Origin of the sequence: Chryseobacterium oleae (assembly GCF_900115055.1) — a bacterium.
GTDB lineage: Bacteria > Bacteroidota > Bacteroidia > Flavobacteriales > Weeksellaceae > Chryseobacterium > Chryseobacterium oleae.
The window spans coordinates 245,672-262,259 of sequence record NZ_FOVD01000003.1 but is presented as its reverse complement, the minus strand read 5'-3'; the positions used below and the strand labels follow the sequence as shown (position 1 = coordinate 262,259).

Below are 16,588 nucleotides of genomic sequence, written 5' to 3'. Positions count from 1 at the left end.
AAACAAATTGTTGAACGAAATCATACAACCTCATAAATATAGAGGTTTGTGATTAAGTGTAATTGGTTGTAAATCAATGGTATTTTATTAATGTAGACGTATTGTAGACGCTTATTTAAGAAACGTAGATACTTTGTAGCATAGCAGAGTTTGGAATGCCGGGCTTTTGTCAGAATATTTGTAACTGCAATAATGCACACAATTTTAATACTTAGATTATGAACAACAAAACTCTCTCCGTCATTTCCTATATTACTCCCATAGGTTGGCTGATTGCTTATTTTTCAGGAAAAGACCAGGCAGATTCTTTATTGAAGTACCATTTGAAGCAATCACTTGGGTTGATGATTGTAAGTGTCATTTTTAATATCATCATGAGAATTCTTGCAGCTATAGCTCCGGTATTATCGTTTCTAGGAATTGTAGGACTTCTGATTTTAATCTTCTGCATCTTGGGAATCATTAATGCAGCCAATGGAGCGGAAAGACCTGTTCCGCTATTCGGAAAAATGTTTGAGAATAAATTTTCGTTTATCGGCTAAGTGAACCTATTGTTATCGTGGATTACAGATATTTTAAACAAGAAGGAAGCAGATTTCATTTGAAAAATAATATGCCGGTAGCATTGATACGTTTTGTCGCGTGCCTGATTGTAGCTGTTGGTTTATATTGTATCATTCCTGCGGAGAAGAAAATCGGACTTTGGGGTGCTTTGCTATTTGGAATTCTTGCATTGGTCAATGTGTTAAAAGCAACCAAAAAACTCACCATTGATCCGCAGGAGAAAATTATTATTCACAAAAATAATATCCTGAATAATGAAGTGACCTATCGTTTTGAAGAATTTGAACAGTTTTATGTATTGACCGGAAAATACCTTTTTATTACCATGGACAGTACTGCTTTTTTCATATTCAATCAGAAGGGTAAAGAGAAAAAAGTCCCGATTGCTGTTGGGCTGTTCGGTTCTAAAAAAGTACAGAATGTTATTAATGAAGTCAGCGATATCATGAATATAAGTGAAAAATAATACGGTTATACTTTTCGGAGGCTTATAAAGCGGGCTTAGTTGGGGTTAATGAAATTGAGAAAAATTAAATAATTTCAAAATAATTTACTTAAAATGAGTATCTTATGATTAACAAAAAAACAAAAATATGAGTCGAGGCTTTGGAATATTCTGGATGCTTTATATGCTGTTTTTTGCGGTGCCATTTCCCATGATTTTGTACTATAACATCAAAGATGCGGAACCGCCCTTGCTCAACGAAACTAATCCGTGGCTTGCAGTAGGACTTTTGGGACTTTCTGTACTTTTATGGGGCATTGTTTTATCGGGTTGGTTTTATAAGTGGATCATGCTGAATTTTATTGCTAAAAGAAATGTGATCCATCTGGCCAAACACGGTGTTCGAAGAAAGGCTGAAATCCTGGATGCGGTGAAAGTATCCAAGCCCGGCAGTAAATATAATACCTATGAACTTGTGCTTGCTTTCAAAAATCTGGTCAATACGGATATTAAGCAGAAAGCTGTCGTTAATGATTCAAAACCTCAGCAACATCGGTTTGAGAAAGGAAAAACAGTAGAAATACTTATTGATCAGGAGGTAAAGAAAATGCCTTATTTTATTTTTGCGGGAAGCGAGGCCAGCATCAACGTTCTGATTGTTTTTCTTATCACTATGGGCTGGCTAACCATTGTTACACTGGTTGCATGGTATTATATCTACTCTTATCAGACCGAGAGCAATGGAATGGGGTGGCGGTTCATTATATATTGGCATCCTTTGTTGCTCTGTCCTGCGATATTGCTGTTTTATAAACTTATTTTCTCCTACTTTATCAACAGGATCTTCCATGGTAAAAACGGAGAACCTGAGCTTATTAAATTTAAAGGAATCAGAACGACAGCCAGATTAATCAGTGCTGATCAGACCGGAACTTATATCAACGAGCAGCCAATGGTTTTATTTAAATTGGAATACGTTGATGAACAGAATCAGACCCATAGAACCGAAATTAAGAAGATTGTAAACCTTCTTGATCTGAATCAGGTAAGACAACAAACTGTAGATATATTTTATTTGAAAGAAGATCCGAGCCGCATTGCCTTTGCCGAAGATCTGGAAAATGTAAGTTAAATGCCATGAAAAACTTAATCATTATAATTGTAGGAAGTATTTTTTTAACAGGCTGTGAGCAGGTTTCCAAAAGTGTAAGAGAAACTTTTGAACCTGTAGCAGACACCACAGCTCAGCTTAAAAAAAATGAACAGATTCCGGTTTCTGTTTCCAGCCCTTACAATCCGGAGGTAGAAAAACAAATAGAAGAAGCCCGGCACCTGGTGAATACCATGCTGGAAAAACACACCAAAACACACATCGATACCTATACAGAAGGTAAAAACACAGGTTTTTTAACCAATGAAAACAAGCTGAAGAACGCTGAGGAAGCCTTAAGAAAACTTCCTCAGTATGCCGGAAAAGAAATTAAGATCTATTACATCATACATTTTTATGATAATGGAAGTATCCTTGCGATGCTTCAGCACCCTACGAATCCTGATTATATTGATAATTATGAATACAAAGACGGGAAGTGGTCTGAGCCGAGGCCCGAGCAGATATCTGTCAGGGACGATATCCAAAGCCGCTTGGTTCCTTTGGATAAAATGGATTTTGCCAGCGTTGCCAAAGCCGCAGATCTTTACAGTCAAAAAATTGCACAGATAGAAGGGGCAAAACCACTCACCACGATTTATATATCCATTGCCAATAACAAACTTCGGTGGTTTCCGGCCAGTATCAATGGCAGTAGAGAACGGTATTCCATTGAACTCAATCAGAACGGAACCTTAAAAAAGTTTGAGAGGGAATAATAATGTCTGCTTAATTGGCTTAATCTACGAGAGTAAAACAATCCAATCATTTTAAGAATAAATAGCACCATTAGGTCATGCCTATTGGTGTCATTTGTGAAAAATATTTGTGCAATTTGTGTTTTGTTGTCTCATAACATCAGATAGTTTAAGCAATACAAAGAGAAAATTCAATCAATTTTGAATCAAAGAAACATGTAAAGAACCTCGGATCACTTTCCAAACTTGGGGAGTTAAATAAATATAATCAAACCTATAATAGTTGTTAAAAATTGATCTTCATTTCCTTAACCTCAATAAACTTTAGTTTATTTCTTAATTTTAACATTAAGGATTTAAGCAGCAAGCTTATTTTTATAATAAAGAAATCAATAAATTGATTTTTTTAAGTTCTTTAAGCATCCCATTTTTTAAGATATTAATGTCTTAATGTTTAAAAAAAGCTTTTCTACTCTGTAAGTTTTGAGACTGATTTACTTTTTTGCCTAGTCCTCAAGTTTTTTACATGATTCAGAATCTCTCCAAAAGGCTTCTAACAGGGATGAAAAAAAGGACCCGCTCTTTAGAAGCGGATCCAGTAGATAAAACATCTCATTTTTTTAATTAGACAACAATTAAAAAAGCACAGCCGACAATGCTGTGCTTAAATTTTTATTTCAAATTTAATTGCAATTTCAAAGCTGAAAAAAGCAAAAAAAGATTTCATTTCAGTTGTATTACATAGTAAATGTAGTCATATTTTTAATATGAAATATGAATTTAATGTTAAAATTCACAAGTTATCCACATTTTTTTGTGGATAAGTATAAATTCCTGTCTTTCTACTGTGGTGTTTTTTATTCTTTTTCCCTTTAAACACAGGGAAATTCTATCATGAAGTGGTAGGCAGATAGACAATAGAAATCGTGTTGGTTAAAACCCTGTTGTAATTATTCGCTTCCGTATTCAGGTTATATTGATTTCCGGATGTTCCCGGACTAATATATTTTACCAGAGGAACCGTCTTCTCTCCTGACTGCAGAAAGATAATGGTTTTCAGGTTCATATACGTGATGAAATTATTGCCCATTGCCGAATCCAGATTCTGGAAAACACTATGGAAAATAGCATCGGTAACACCACTGGAAGGAAATGTTCCAGTATAAGGCTTTGCAAGACCCAGCCGGATGGGTGTTTTAATATTATTGCCCGGATCAAAATTATTCGCCCACGGTTTCAGAAGGATATTCATGTTGATGACATAATATCCTGTAAACGGAGCTGTAAATTCTCCTGTTGACGTATTGAATGTATTGGATTTGTCCGTCACTTTATTATCAAATATAAATCTACGGATGTTATTGCCCAGATCACCACTCACAAAACTGAGATCGTTTCCTGAAGGTTTCATATTAACCAGGGCGACCAGTCTGTTGAGAAGGATATTGTTGATTTTGGTATTCATTTCATCAGCATTCACGAAAATATTCCATCTTCCGTTGCTGAAAGAATACAGCCTGTTCTTCAGTACATCATCTGTAGTAAGAGGCGTTCCGTTGTCTCCATCTTTTAAATTGAATACCAGTAAGCCGTTTGCAGGTTTGTTGATAGTCGTAATATCTGTAGCTCCCGATAATGAAACTCTTGGAATCAACAGACCTTTGTTGGTCGATTGTACATGAAGTGCTGCACTGTTATCAGGACGGGGAATCGTGTTGATACCTACCTGGGAATAATGAAATACTCCAAGACAGATCATAAGTAAACTGTATATTTTCATGGCTTTAATTTATGGGAAGGTATACGATGGTGATATTATTGACCTGTGTTCTGTTGTAGCCCAAACCTTCGGTAGCTATAGAATAGGTATTATTACCTGCAGTGGTTCCGGGTGTAATGTATCGGGTAAGGAAACATATTTTCTGGTCCTTATTCATATAAATAACACCTGAAACTTTAAGTGTTAATGGCTGCTGATCATCAGTGACGGCATTTAGTGGCTGGTTCAGAAATGCAAATGTTGCGTTACCATTATAAGTAAATGTCGTATAGGGATTACTTACTCCCAAACGTACAATATTGGTTGTATTCTGTGCCTGGTAGCTTTTCAGGAGAATAGAAGCATCAATCTGATAGTAGCCGTTTTTAGGTGCTTTGAATTCAGAGATGGCCGGGTCGTAGGAGCTGTTTCTGTCAAAAACTTCATTTTCGAAAAAGAGCTTTCTGATATTGGCTCCCAGATCGCTTCCTATATAAGAGGTGTCATTTCCACTGGCTGCTACATTGGCAACGACCTGCAGTTGGGGTACTCCAAGACCTTCAATGGCCGTATTCAGTACAGTGTCTGTTACGAGTAAATTCCATGAATTGGTTGAAGACGAAAAAACGTAGAAGTTGTCGGCCATCACTTTATTGCTGGTTCCCGTAGAATTGGTCAGGTTATACACCATGAGTCCGTTGGCGGGAGAAGGAATGGTCGTGATATCCGTATTGTCTTTCAAGCTTACCCTTGGAATAAGAAGGCCTTTATTGGAATGTTTAATGTCTAGTACGGCACTTGGATCGGGAGTGGTAGTGTTAATACCCACTTGTGCGTTGGTGCTGATAAAGCACAGAAATACTGCTGAAATAATTAATGTTTTCATCCTTAATATACTGTTTAAAAAAGAGTTATAACACAAATGTATTGGTTTCATTTATCCTTTTTTGTCAGCTATTTTTGAATGTATTGAATTAAATTTCAATTATTTAGGTTATATCTGGTACATATACTGTTTATTGAAGTTATTTTAAAATGAATAATTATTTACAGTGATAAATTTGGTTTAAATTAAATTTTTAGCAATTTTTTTAAGAAAAATGCAGTCTGAGTGAATTCTCATCAGAAAGAGTATTTTTAATTATAATTCTTTTCAAGAAATGATAGTAAAATATTCATTAACTATACTGTTACTAGAAATTGAATTCGTTAAATAGGTGATTGTTCTTTAATTATATTTTTGCTTAAAAAGTTGAATTTTTTGTTAATTAAAAATTAAGTACTACATTTGGAATATTAACATCTCTTTATAAATATCATTCCCATTCAGGCGCATTTTTAAACGTCTGAAACCTTAAGGTCCGAATTATCTGGACCCGACTTTACTATTATTTTATTTAACGCTAAAGAAAAACTGACCATAAGTGTATGGATTTATTCATCATTCACTATGGCTTTATTTTATGGCTATCAAAAGAGATCATTATGAAAACAAATACCATTGCCGTACTAGGCGGAACCGGAAAAACCGGAAACTATCTTGTTCAGGAACTTCTTAAAAAAGGGTATCCAATGAAATTACTTCTCCGGACTCCGGAAAATTTCACCCTTCAAAATCCTTTAATTGAAATTGTAAAGGGAGATGCGAGAGATTTTAATGCTATCGATAACCTTATTAAAGGGTGCAGTGCTGTGATCAGTAAGATAGGACAGCCTGTCGGAGAGAAATCAATATTCACCGATGCCACAAACAATATTATACAGTCGATGAATGCGCATGGGATCAAAAGATATATTGCGATCACCGGGCTGAATGTGGACACTCCTTTCGATCATAAGAATGAAAAGGTAAAAGCGGCTACAGACTGGATGTACCAGAATTATCCCAAAACCACAAAAGACAAGCAGGATGAATACGAAATCCTTGTCAACAGCGATCTGGACTGGACTCTGGTCAGACTTCCCTTAATCATTCCGACTTCAGAACATTTCAGAACAGAAACGAATCTGACAGATTGCAAAGGCGAACAGATCAGCGCAGCAGACCTTTCTGAGTTTCTGGTTTCCCAGATTGAGGATGAAACTTACAGTAAGCAGAGCCCATTTCTGTATAATGTAAAGGAATAAAAGTCACGTTCCTATAAAAGAATAGAGAGCCATCCGGCTCTCTATTTGTATTTAGTTTTCAAGTTTTTCCTTAATGTATTTCGCGGTATGCGATTTTTTATCATTCGCCAGATCTTCCGGTGTGCCTGCAAAAACAACTTCACCACCATATTTTCCAGCCTCAGGCCCGATATCAATTATATAATCCGCGGATTTGATAATATCCGGCTGATGCTCAATAACGATCACAGAATGCCCAAGATCAATCAAAGCCTGCAATGATTTTAACAGCTTCTGGATATCATGAAAATGCAGTCCTGTAGAAGGTTCATCAAAGATAAATAGAGTTTTATCTGTGGTTACTCCTTTAACAAGGAAAGAAGCCAGTTTCACACGCTGCGCCTCACCTCCGGAAAGGGTAGAAGAGCTTTGTCCCAGCTGAAGATATCCTAATCCTACTTCCTGAAGCGGTCTCAGTTTGGTCACAATCTTTTCTTCGTTATTGTCTTTAAAGAATTCCAGAGACTCATCTACCGTCATGTGAAGAATATCGGAAATGCTTTTCTCATCGAATTTCACTTCCAGAATTTCGCTTTTGAAACGGGTCCCTTTACATACCTCACATTCCAATTCAATATCTGCCATGAACTGCATGGAAACGTTGATCACTCCTTCACCTTTACATTCATCACATCTTCCGCCGTCTACGTTGAAAGAGAAATGCTTAGGCTTATAACCCATCATTTTTGATACTTTCTGCTTGGCAAAAAGATCTCTGATGTCGTCATAGGCTTTCAGATAAGTCACCGGGTTAGATCTTGATGATTTTCCGATCGGGTTCTGGTCGATCAGCTCAATATTTTTAATCAGTTTTTTTGGAAATTCTACGGAATCGTAATCTCCCTTTTTGCCACCCATTCCAAGCTGGATCTGGATGTCATTGGTTAAAATTTCCTTCATCAGCGTAGATTTTCCGCTTCCGGAAACTCCTGAGATCACCGTAAGGCTTTCCAGAGGTACATCTACGTCTATATTTTTAAGATTGTTCTGTCTTGCTCCTTTGATATGGATCCATTCCTTGGCTTTTCTTCGCTTTTTCGGAACTTCAATTTCCATTCTTCCGGTCAGGTATTTTGAGGTAAGGGTATCTGCGTTTTTAAGATCGGTATAATCTCCCGCAAAAACCAGTTCACCCCCAAGATAACCAGCCTCCGGACCGATATCGATAATATAATCGGCGGCTTTCATCACATCTTCATCGTGTTCTACAACAATTACGGTATTTCCAAGATCACGAAGGTTTTTTAAAACTCCTATCAGATTTTCTGTATCTCTTGAGTGAAGACCGATAGAAGGCTCATCCAGGATATAAATAGATCCCACCAGGGAACTTCCCAGACTTGTAGCAAGGTTAATTCTCTGACTTTCCCCACCGGAGAGTGTGTTGGATGTTCTGTTGATGGTTAAATAGCCTAAACCTACTTTTAATAAAAATTCAATACGGGTTTTGATCTCGTACAACAGTCTTTTGGCCACATCCTGATCGTGCTCAGAAAGCTTCAGTCCGTTGATTAAAGGATGTAATTCATCCAGCGGAAGCTCAATCATCGACTGGATATTATGTCCGTCTACTTTGACCCAGCTCGTTTCTTCACGCAGCCTCAGACCTTCGCAGGTAGGGCAGAGTGTTTTTCCTCTGTATCGGGAAAGCATGACACGGTACTGAATTTTGTACAGATTTTCTTCAAGCATTTTGAAGAAATTATTGATGGATGGGAAACTGCTTTTTCCGTCTCCTTTCCAAAGGAAGTTTTTCTGTTCTTTGGTTAATTGATGATAAGGCTTATGGATAGGGAAGTCTTCTGCTTTTTTGATGAATGCCTTTTTCCATTCGCTCATGGTTTCACCTCTCCAGGATACTACAGCATCTTCATAAATGGATAAGGTTTTATTGGGAATCACAAGATCTTCATCAATTCCGATTACCTTTCCGTAGCCTTCACATGCAGGACATGCTCCGTAAGGATTATTAAAGCTGAAAAAATGGACATTCGGTTCAAGGAACTCCATGCCGTCCAGCTCAAATTTATTGGAAAATTCTTTTACTTTTCCGGTATCTGCATTCTTCAGTGCACAATAACCATGACCTTCATAAAACGCCATCTGAATAGAGTCTGCCAATCTCTGAAGGAAGTTCTCGTCTTCTTCATAAGAAAAACGGTCGATCACCAGATTAATGATCATTCCTTTCTCCGGTGTAAAACCGAAACTTTCCAAATCTTCAATACCGGCTAGATTACCATTGATTTCAAGTCTTGTGAAACCTGCCAGCTTTAAAACGTTTAATGCTTCTTTAAAATTATCCGCATCATATTCCAAAGGAGCCGTCAATAGAAATGAAGTCTCTTTTTTGGAAGCTTTGATAAAATCAATCACATCAGAAACGGAGTCTTTTTTCACTTCTTCACCGGAAACAGGAGAATAGGTTTTCCCGATCCTTGCAAAAAGAAGTTTCATATAATCATAGATCTCTGTAGAAGTTCCTACCGTAGAACGTGGATTGGAAGAAATCACTTTCTGCTGAATGGCAATGGAAGGGGCAAGCCCTTTAATATCATCCACTTTTGGTTTTTCAAGTTTACCCAAAAACTGACGCGCATAGGAACTTAAACTCTCCACATATCTTCTCTGTCCCTCTGCATAAATTGTATCGAACGCCAGAGATGATTTTCCGCTTCCGGAAACTCCTGTAATCACGATCAGTTTATTTTTCGGGATCAGAACGTCTATATGCTTCAGATTGTTAAGGTGTGCATTCTTAACGAAGATCTGTTTTTTTATATCTATTTCTATTGTTTTAGCCATGTTTTATCTTTGAAAAAGATTGTTTGCATCTTAAAAAAATAAGACCCACAAAATTACGAAATTTTAGTGGAAATAAGATGGTTAAATATTTCCCGGATACAAATATATTATCCTGACTTCTACAGGAAAAGAAGAGGTACCCGTTGAGGAATAAAAGGTTGATTTATGAATAAATGATTATCAGTCATAAGGTTATATATATGGCATATTTTCATGATATTTTTCATCGGTTTATGATTTTCGTTATATTTTTACCATATGCTATTGTTTTGTGTTTTAAAATTATTTAAAATTGTATTCATAAATTTGTAATATAGAAATGAGAAAATTATTCAGAGATCTTGTTACACATTTAATGAGAAAAAGATAAAACAGTTACTTCCCTAAAAGATGCAGTATAACCATACTGCATCTTTTTTATGATAACTATCATTTGCCTGTCTTCAGGAACTCCCTTACTTTTGAGGCCATTATTTAAAGAAACTGATTAAGAACGAAAACGGCAATTATTATGATCAAAAAGATTGGGAGTATATTTTTATTGGGATCCCTGTTTTGTGCACAGGCGCAGGAAAAGACAACAGACATTGAAAATATTGAATTTCAGGGGAAATTTATCTCCACACCCTATAAAAGTGCCAATCAGAATATAACGGTCATTACCAAAGAAGATATTGCCAATTCTCCGGCGAAAAGTATCGATGAAGTTCTTCAGCAGGTTCCGGGAATGGATATCAGAAGGAGAGGAGCGAATGGCGTACAAAGTGATATAGGTTTCAGAGGAAGTTCTTTTGAGCAGGTATTGCTGTTGCTGAACGGCATCAGAATGAACGATTCCCAAACGGGTCACAATTCAATGAATGTCCCGGTGGATATGGATGATGTGGAAAGAATTGAGATCATCAAAGGTCCGGCAGCCAGAAGATTCGGTCAGAATGCCTATGCAGGTGTTATCAATATTATTACTAAAACAACTCCCGGAAAAAGGGTGAAGATCAGTGCTGACGGCGGAGATTACGAAACCTACGGATTTGGATTCAATGCGCAGTTGGGAAATGAAAAATTCTCCAACTCTCTTCAGGCTAATACTTCTTCTTCACAGGGATATATGTACAATACGGATTACGAGATCCGAAATGTTTTCTATCAAAGCAAACTGAACATTAAAAATGGTGATCTGAAGTTGCAGGCCGGTTTTTCTGAAAAGAAATTCGGGGCCAATGGTTTTTATGCATCTAAAAGCGCTACCGAACAGTATGAGGAAACACAGGCTTCCATCGTAAGTTTAGCGCATCAGCAAACTTTTGGTCATTTGAAGATAAGCTCCAATGCCTATTGGAGAAGAGGTCAGGATATGTATCTCTATGATAGAAATAAGCCAAATGGCTACAGAAATATGCATATCGGGAATAATGTAGGTGGAGAAGTGAATTCCAGCTATCAATGGGGTTTGGGAACTACAGGTGTAGGTGTTGAGCTGAGAAAGGAATTTCTGGCGAGTAATAATTTAGGAGAGCGAAACCGTTTTGTTTCACAGGTTTTCTTTGAGCATCATTTTTCATTACTGGATAAAAAACTGAACATCAGTCCGGGAATTTCATGGGCGAATTATTCCAAAGAAGGGAATTTTTTCTATCCGGGGTTAGATATTGGATATAATTTCAACCCGAACAATAAAATCTACGGAAATATTGCAAAAGTTCACCGTGTTCCGACGTTTACAGACCTTTATTATGTAAGCAAAACCGAACAGGGAAATCAGAACCTTCTTCCTGAAAATGCCGTTTCATCTGAAGTAGGATATCAATATCAGAACAGTAAAATCCTCGCAAAAGTGAGCGGGTTTATGAGAAATTCCAATAATTCTATCGACTGGGTTAAAAAAAGCCTGACGGATCCGATTTGGTACGCACAGAATGTTGGGAAAATTGATACAAAAGGAGTTGAAATTGAATTAAGCCACAGAGCTTTCAGCTGGCTAAAATACACCGCAGGATACACCTATCTGGACAGTAAAATGAAAGAATCCAATGAATTTGTTTCAAGATATATTCTGGACAACCTGAAACATCAGGTGGTGGCGAAACTGGAGACGAAATTCCTGAACTATTTTACCAATGAATTGGTTTACAGATACAATGAAAGAATGAATCTGGGGACTTATAATCTCCTTGACGAGAAGTTAAGTTTTGCTAAAAAAGATTTCTCGGTATATGTGCTGATTAATAATCTGACGAACACAAAATATACAGAAGCTTTTGGAGTTGAAATGCCACAGAGATGGTTCCATTTAGGCTTCTCATATACGATCAATATTAAGTAAATGTTAATTCGAAATGAATGAAAGTTAACATTAACAAATTGTTAAATAATTTATTTTTGCAAAAATTTTTTATGAAACTTTTTTTAAGTCTGAGTTTACTTTTGAGTATGACCTTTTTAAAAGCACAGGACCACGTTTCCAGCTTCAATGCAGTGACTCTAACCTATAAGTTTCATCCGAAATTTTTTCTCTACGCAGAAGGACAGCTCAGAGGTAACGAAGATTACACCTATCCGGATTATTACGAGATCAAAGGGGGAGTAGGCTACAACCTGACCAAAAATCACAAACCTTTTGTAGGTTTAGGAAGATATGTGAATTACAAAGAACACAGTCTGAGCAGAGAGGAATTCAGGGTTTGGTTACAGGACGTGATTGATTTCAAAAAAGGAATCGTGAAGTTTGAAAACCGTTTTCGTATCGAAAAAAGCTTTTTTTATGAGCCCGCAATTGACAAAGCTTCCCAAAGAATGCGTTACAGATACCGTCTGAATATCAGCGTTCCCCTGAATGCAAAGACCGTCAAAAAAGGAACTATCTTCGCGAATGCCTATGACGAAATCTTTTTGGTAAGCCCGATGAAACCTACTTTCGCCAGAAATAGAGTATATGGTGGTTTCGGTTATCAGATCGATGACTATTTCGGAATCCTGACAGGATATCTTTGGCAGCGTGAATTTGAAGCAAAAGGCAATAAAAACCTTCACTTTATTTATCTGGCCCTAAACATCAATATCGATGGTACAGATCATCCTACAAAAACGTATGATTTCCCGGGAGCGGATTAATATTTCTCTATCAGATAATGATACGCCTTAAGGTATTTATTGAATCTTTTGATATCCTTGGGAGTGAGCTCTCTGTTGACTCTTCTAAGGTCCATGTTGTCACGGAGATCGTTTAGTTTTACAGCGACAGCCAAAGGTGATCTTTCCGTTCTTTTAACGAATTCATCGTAATCTTCTTCAGGATCAAATTTGGTAAGACAGCTGATGGCAAAAATAATGTATTCGGGAAAGCCTTCGGTTCTTAAATATTCCAGGCTGAACTCTTCCGGATGGTCTTCTACCACGTCATGAAGGACGCCAACAATCTTTTCGTCGAGTGTTTTTCCGTATTCCATGACACGCATCACGTGAGCAATGTAGGGTGCATGGTATTTGTCGGTTTGTCCTTTGTGTGCTTTATCAGCTATCTTTATGGCTCTGTTGAGCATTTCTTCTTTTGTCATTTCAAATAGAAAATAGAATACAAAAATAAAAAATGCCTTAAAAAATAAGACATTTTTATTGAGATTATTTTAGGGAATATTAAATAATGGTTTCATCCTCTACAGAAGCACCTGGAGCGTTGTTTTTTACGGATTCTATCCCGTTATCCATTCCGTTTTCAGATTCGTACATCTGGCTGGTGCCTATGATCTGTCCGTTTCCTGCTTTTAAATTAAAATAACAGCGGTCGTCTTTTGCCGTATTTCTTTCGAATTTGGAATCGTCCTGAGAATTGGTGCGCACAGACTCTATTCCGTTTTCACAGGATGATTTTGAGCTGTATCCCTGACTGGTTAAGATCACTTGTCCGTTTCCGGCTTTAAGATTGAATTTGAAGTCACCATCGGTTCTCTTCGAGATAATAAATTTTCCCATAGTAATTGGTTTTTGTGGTTTGATTAGTTTTTTTAATTATTTGGTAGGCTGTGCCTTTTTTGTGTCTGGTATTGATTTTTCAGGGGCTACACTGTTGAGTATCCTGTATTTTGAGTGATCCCGTTTGGCTTCTTTTAACGCCATATACAGTGATGTGTCTTTTGGTGTGGCAACGAGCGTTTTATACTGCTGTTTATAATCGGTATTGATCCTGGTCTGTATTTCTTTAAGCCCTTTCATATTGAGGACCTTCGCAGTATCTGTCTTTGGAAAGATTTGTTTTCTGTTTTCTTTCTGCTGGGCGAAAGTCATTGTGCAAAACAGTAATAATGAGCATGACAATATTAACTTCATTTCCTTGCGTTTTTTATCATATTGAGAAAAGTAATGATCTCTGATCAAATTTAATGACTAAAAGTAGTAAAAAAATTGAAGAATAGCAAAAAAAACCTGCGCGAAGTCGAAGACTTCGCGCAGGTTCTCCATAAACAAAATATAGAATTATTTCATTTCCTGTTTTTTAATCGCTGATGTGTTTTAGGGATTGCTTTTATGGAACGAGGTTTTTAGTTAGACCTAATAAAAATAAAAAGTAGTTGCAAATCTGAAAAAAATCTTTATTTTTGGCCCCTATTAAAAAAAACAAAAACTATGAAATGGTACTTAAAAGCATTGAAACAGTATGCTGATTTTACAGGAAGAGCGAGAAGAACGGAGTACTGGATGTACTTATTATTTAATACAATCTTCGTAATTATAGCGACGCTATTAGATAATCTTTTGGGATTGAAATTTTATCAGGATATGCCTTACGGATTTATTTATATGGTTTACGCATTGGCAACTTTTATTCCGGGATTAGCTGTTTTGGTTAGAAGATTACATGATGTAGATAAAAGCGGATGGTGGTTTTTTATCTCTTTGATCCCAATTGTTGGAGCTATCTGGTTATTGATCCTTTTATTTACGGAAGGAACTCCGGGAACCAATCAATATGGTGTAAATCCTAAAGAGAATTTCAATGAAATCAATGAAATCGGACAAAAACAGATGTAATTTCCAAAAGAATTACAACCCATATTAATATAATAAACGCTCCAAAATCTTGGAGCGTTTACTATTATATTCAAAATAATGTTTAGTAATTACCTTTAGCAATATACTGGGCTGCAACTTTTTCAGTTAAAGCCACTACATTAGGATGGTTGGTATATTTTGTAAATCTTCTCAGACCTGAAAGCATCATTCTCTGCTCATCACCTTCAGCGAAAGAGATAATTCCTTCTTTAGCGGCTGCGATGACCTTTTCAACGGCTTTGTAAAGGTTAAGCTGTGCCATTGCTGCTTCTACAGAATCAGGAGAGAAATGTTTCTCAGCTCTTAGTACAGCAGATTCTGCCATGTAAAGCTGGTTAAGGATCTCAGATGCATTTAACAGTAAGTGTTGTTGCTTTTCGATATCCATCATGAATTTTTGAAGGGCAGCTCCGGAAACCATAAGGAATACTTTCTTAAGATTAGCGATAATCGCCTTTTCTTCACTCATGAATGCTGCATAATCAGGAACATCAAATGATGGAATTCCCATTAATTCTTTGCTGATCGCCATTGCCGGAGAAAGCAAATCTAATTCTCCTTTCATCGCTCTCTTAATTAACATTCCTACTGCTAATAATCTGTTGATCTCATTAGTTCCTTCATAGATTCTTGCGATTCTTGAATCTCTCCATGCAGCTTCCATTGGCATATCTTCAGAGAATCCCATTCCTCCGTATACCTGGATTCCTTCGTCAGCGGTATGTTGTGTCAAATCTGATACGAAAACCTTCAGAATAGAAGCTTCTACCGCAAATTCTTCAACTCCTTTCAGTTCAGCCTGCTGATGATTCATTCCACCGGCAACCAATTCATTGATTTTATCTTCAACGTCTTTTGCAGCTCTGTAAGAACCAGCCTCAGCAACGAAAATTCCTGTTGCCATTTCTGCCAGCTTCTTTCTGATCGCTCCGAAAGTTGAAATAGAAACGCCAAACTGCTTTCTTTCGTTAGAATATTGAAGAGAGTGGTTTAAGATTCTTCTCTGTCCGTCAAGGTTGGCAGCAGCCAATTTAATTCTTCCTACATTCAAAGCATTCAAAGCGATTTTGAAACCATTGTTTCTTTCGCCTAAAAGGTTCTCAGCAGGAACTTTCATATCATTAAAGAAAACCTGTCTTGTAGAAGACGAACGGATTCCCAGTTTATGCTCTTCTTCACCGAAAGTAAGGCCTTCAGTTCCTTCTTTTTCTACGATGAAACCAGTGATGTTTTTATCATCGTCAATTTTAGCAAATACAATGAAGATTTCTGCAAAACCTGCATTGGAGATCCACATTTTTTGTCCGTTGATCACATAATGTTTTCCATCTTCAGAGAGCTTAGCTCTTGTTTTTCCTGAGTTGGCATCAGAACCTGCATCAGGCTCAGTAAGACAGTATGCTCCGAATTTTGTTCCTGTAGCCAGATCCGGAAGGTATTTTTTCTTTTGCTCTTCTGTACCGTACAATAGGATAGGAAGGGTTCCGATTCCCGTGTGTGCTCCATAAGCCGTAGCCAATGAACCATTCGCTCCTGAACAGTAATCACATGCCAGCATGGTATTCACGAAGCCCATTCCAAGACCGCCGTATTCCTCAGGAACAGCCACTCCCAAAAGTCCCATTTCGCCCAACTGACGCATCTTTTCTTCAGTTAAAGCATAATCTTTTTTCTCAAATCTTTCTTTTTGAGGAATTACTTCTCTGTCGATAAATTCTTTCGCAGAATCACGAAGCATTTTTTGTTCTTCACTCAGTTCTTCAAGAGTGAAAATATCATTTGCAGGAATTTCCTTGATCAGGAATTCACCTCCTTTTAATGTAGCCATATGTTTTTTTGTTTATTTATTTTTTTGTAAAAAGTATATCGTACAAAGTAAAAAGTATAACATATACTGTACTTTTTCTTTGCAATATCAGCTGTACGTCTTTAATACTTTATACATTGTACAGCCG

At 37.0% G+C, this 16,588-nt stretch carries 15 protein-coding genes; 8 read left to right on the top strand and 7 right to left on the bottom strand.

What is annotated here, in order from left to right:
* Window positions 1–218 precede the first annotated feature (218 nt).
* The 4 genes from BM143_RS11825 (at window position 219) to BM143_RS11810 (ending at window position 2,878) form a co-directional block, all read left to right on the top strand.
* A complete protein-coding gene (locus tag BM143_RS11825; protein WP_090024669.1) occupies window positions 219–542 on the top strand; it encodes a magnetosome magnetite crystal formation protein family in 324 nt (107 codons plus the stop codon).
* Window positions 543–601: 59 nt separating this feature from the next.
* Entirely contained in the window at window positions 602–1,030 is a 429-nt protein-coding gene (locus tag BM143_RS11820) for a hypothetical protein (protein ID WP_139222029.1), read from the top strand.
* A gap of 127 nt (window positions 1,031–1,157) precedes the next feature.
* Window positions 1,158–2,141 (top strand): hypothetical protein, encoded by a 984-nt coding sequence (locus BM143_RS11815; RefSeq protein WP_090024667.1) that lies wholly within the window; start codon window positions 1,158–1,160, stop codon window positions 2,139–2,141.
* A 5-nt stretch (window positions 2,142–2,146) separates the two neighbouring features.
* Window positions 2,147–2,878: a hypothetical protein gene (locus BM143_RS11810; protein ID WP_090024666.1), complete on the top strand. Its 732-nt coding sequence runs from the start codon at window positions 2,147–2,149 to the stop codon at window positions 2,876–2,878.
* 871 nt (window positions 2,879–3,749) lie between these two features.
* On the opposite strand, the gene BM143_RS11805 is transcribed toward BM143_RS11810, so the two are convergent.
* Window positions 3,750–4,637, bottom strand: a complete 888-nt coding sequence (locus BM143_RS11805) for a hypothetical protein (protein ID WP_139222028.1) — start codon at window positions 4,635–4,637, stop codon at window positions 3,750–3,752.
* Between the two features lie 4 nt (window positions 4,638–4,641).
* Window positions 4,642–5,502: a hypothetical protein gene (locus BM143_RS11800; protein ID WP_090024664.1), complete on the bottom strand. Its 861-nt coding sequence runs from the start codon at window positions 5,500–5,502 to the stop codon at window positions 4,642–4,644.
* A 599-nt stretch (window positions 5,503–6,101) separates the two neighbouring features.
* On the opposite strand from BM143_RS11800, the gene BM143_RS11795 reads away from it, so the two are divergent.
* Window positions 6,102–6,743, top strand: coding sequence for an NAD(P)-dependent oxidoreductase (locus BM143_RS11795; protein ID WP_090025007.1), 642 nt, complete (start codon window positions 6,102–6,104; stop codon window positions 6,741–6,743).
* A gap of 51 nt (window positions 6,744–6,794) precedes the next feature.
* Here the strand turns inward: BM143_RS11795 and uvrA are convergent, their stop codons facing one another.
* A complete protein-coding gene (uvrA, locus tag BM143_RS11790) occupies window positions 6,795–9,587 on the bottom strand; it encodes an excinuclease ABC subunit UvrA (RefSeq protein WP_090024663.1) in 2,793 nt (930 codons plus the stop codon).
* Window positions 9,588–10,098: 511 nt separating this feature from the next.
* Between uvrA and BM143_RS11785 the strand changes: the two genes are divergently transcribed.
* A complete protein-coding gene (locus BM143_RS11785) occupies window positions 10,099–11,910 on the top strand; it encodes a TonB-dependent receptor plug domain-containing protein (RefSeq protein ID WP_090024662.1) in 1,812 nt (603 codons plus the stop codon).
* Between the two features lie 71 nt (window positions 11,911–11,981).
* On the top strand, window positions 11,982–12,698 hold the full coding sequence (locus tag BM143_RS11780; protein ID WP_047453556.1) for a DUF2490 domain-containing protein: 717 nt from the start codon (window positions 11,982–11,984) through the stop codon (window positions 12,696–12,698).
* On the opposite strand, the gene BM143_RS11775 is transcribed toward BM143_RS11780, so the two are convergent.
* The 3 genes from BM143_RS11775 to BM143_RS11765 form a co-directional block, all read right to left on the bottom strand.
* Window positions 12,695–13,141, bottom strand: a complete 447-nt coding sequence (locus tag BM143_RS11775; protein ID WP_081873957.1) for a phosphohydrolase — start codon at window positions 13,139–13,141, stop codon at window positions 12,695–12,697. The two genes, BM143_RS11780 and BM143_RS11775, sit on opposite strands and share 4 nt — an antisense overlap.
* A 79-nt stretch (window positions 13,142–13,220) precedes the next feature.
* Window positions 13,221–13,556: a YegP family protein gene (locus BM143_RS11770; RefSeq protein WP_090024661.1), complete on the bottom strand. Its 336-nt coding sequence runs from the start codon at window positions 13,554–13,556 to the stop codon at window positions 13,221–13,223.
* Window positions 13,557–13,592: 36 nt separating this feature from the next.
* Window positions 13,593–13,910, bottom strand: a complete 318-nt coding sequence (locus tag BM143_RS11765) for a hypothetical protein (RefSeq protein WP_139222027.1) — start codon at window positions 13,908–13,910, stop codon at window positions 13,593–13,595.
* 297 nt (window positions 13,911–14,207) lie between these two features.
* Here BM143_RS11765 and BM143_RS11760 point away from each other — a divergent pair, with 297 nt between their 5' ends.
* Window positions 14,208–14,612, top strand: coding sequence for a DUF805 domain-containing protein (locus BM143_RS11760; RefSeq protein WP_034727786.1), 405 nt, complete (start codon window positions 14,208–14,210; stop codon window positions 14,610–14,612).
* An 82-nt stretch (window positions 14,613–14,694) separates the two neighbouring features.
* Here the strand turns inward: BM143_RS11760 and BM143_RS11755 are convergent, their stop codons facing one another.
* Complete coding sequence (locus BM143_RS11755; protein ID WP_090024659.1) at window positions 14,695–16,461, bottom strand: acyl-CoA dehydrogenase family protein; 1,767 nt, start codon at window positions 16,459–16,461, stop codon at window positions 14,695–14,697.
* Between the last annotated feature and the right edge of the window lie 127 nt (window positions 16,462–16,588).

Excerpts from the sequence above, each read along its gene's own strand:
- BM143_RS11825 (WP_090024669.1), top strand. The coding sequence starts at position 219 with ATGAACAACAAAACTCTCTCCGTCATTTCCTATATTACTCCCATAGGT.
- BM143_RS11815 (WP_090024667.1), top strand. The coding sequence starts at position 1,158 with ATGAGTCGAGGCTTTGGAATATTCTGGATGCTTTATATGCTGTTTTTT.
- BM143_RS11810 (WP_090024666.1), top strand. The coding sequence starts at position 2,147 with ATGAAAAACTTAATCATTATAATTGTAGGAAGTATTTTTTTAACAGGC.
- BM143_RS11805 (WP_139222028.1), bottom strand. The coding sequence starts at position 4,637 with ATGAAAATATACAGTTTACTTATGATCTGTCTTGGAGTATTTCATTAT.
- BM143_RS11800 (WP_090024664.1), bottom strand. The coding sequence starts at position 5,502 with ATGAAAACATTAATTATTTCAGCAGTATTTCTGTGCTTTATCAGCACC.
- BM143_RS11795 (WP_090025007.1), top strand. The coding sequence starts at position 6,102 with ATGAAAACAAATACCATTGCCGTACTAGGCGGAACCGGAAAAACCGGA.
- uvrA (WP_090024663.1), bottom strand. The coding sequence starts at position 9,587 with ATGGCTAAAACAATAGAAATAGATATAAAAAAACAGATCTTCGTTAAG.
- BM143_RS11785 (WP_090024662.1), top strand. The coding sequence starts at position 10,099 with ATGATCAAAAAGATTGGGAGTATATTTTTATTGGGATCCCTGTTTTGT.
- BM143_RS11780 (WP_047453556.1), top strand. The coding sequence starts at position 11,982 with ATGAAACTTTTTTTAAGTCTGAGTTTACTTTTGAGTATGACCTTTTTA.
- BM143_RS11775 (WP_081873957.1), bottom strand. The coding sequence starts at position 13,141 with ATGACAAAAGAAGAAATGCTCAACAGAGCCATAAAGATAGCTGATAAA.
- BM143_RS11770 (WP_090024661.1), bottom strand. The coding sequence starts at position 13,556 with ATGGGAAAATTTATTATCTCGAAGAGAACCGATGGTGACTTCAAATTC.
- BM143_RS11765 (WP_139222027.1), bottom strand. The coding sequence starts at position 13,910 with ATGAAGTTAATATTGTCATGCTCATTATTACTGTTTTGCACAATGACT.
- BM143_RS11760 (WP_034727786.1), top strand. The coding sequence starts at position 14,208 with ATGAAATGGTACTTAAAAGCATTGAAACAGTATGCTGATTTTACAGGA.
- BM143_RS11755 (WP_090024659.1), bottom strand. The coding sequence starts at position 16,461 with ATGGCTACATTAAAAGGAGGTGAATTCCTGATCAAGGAAATTCCTGCA.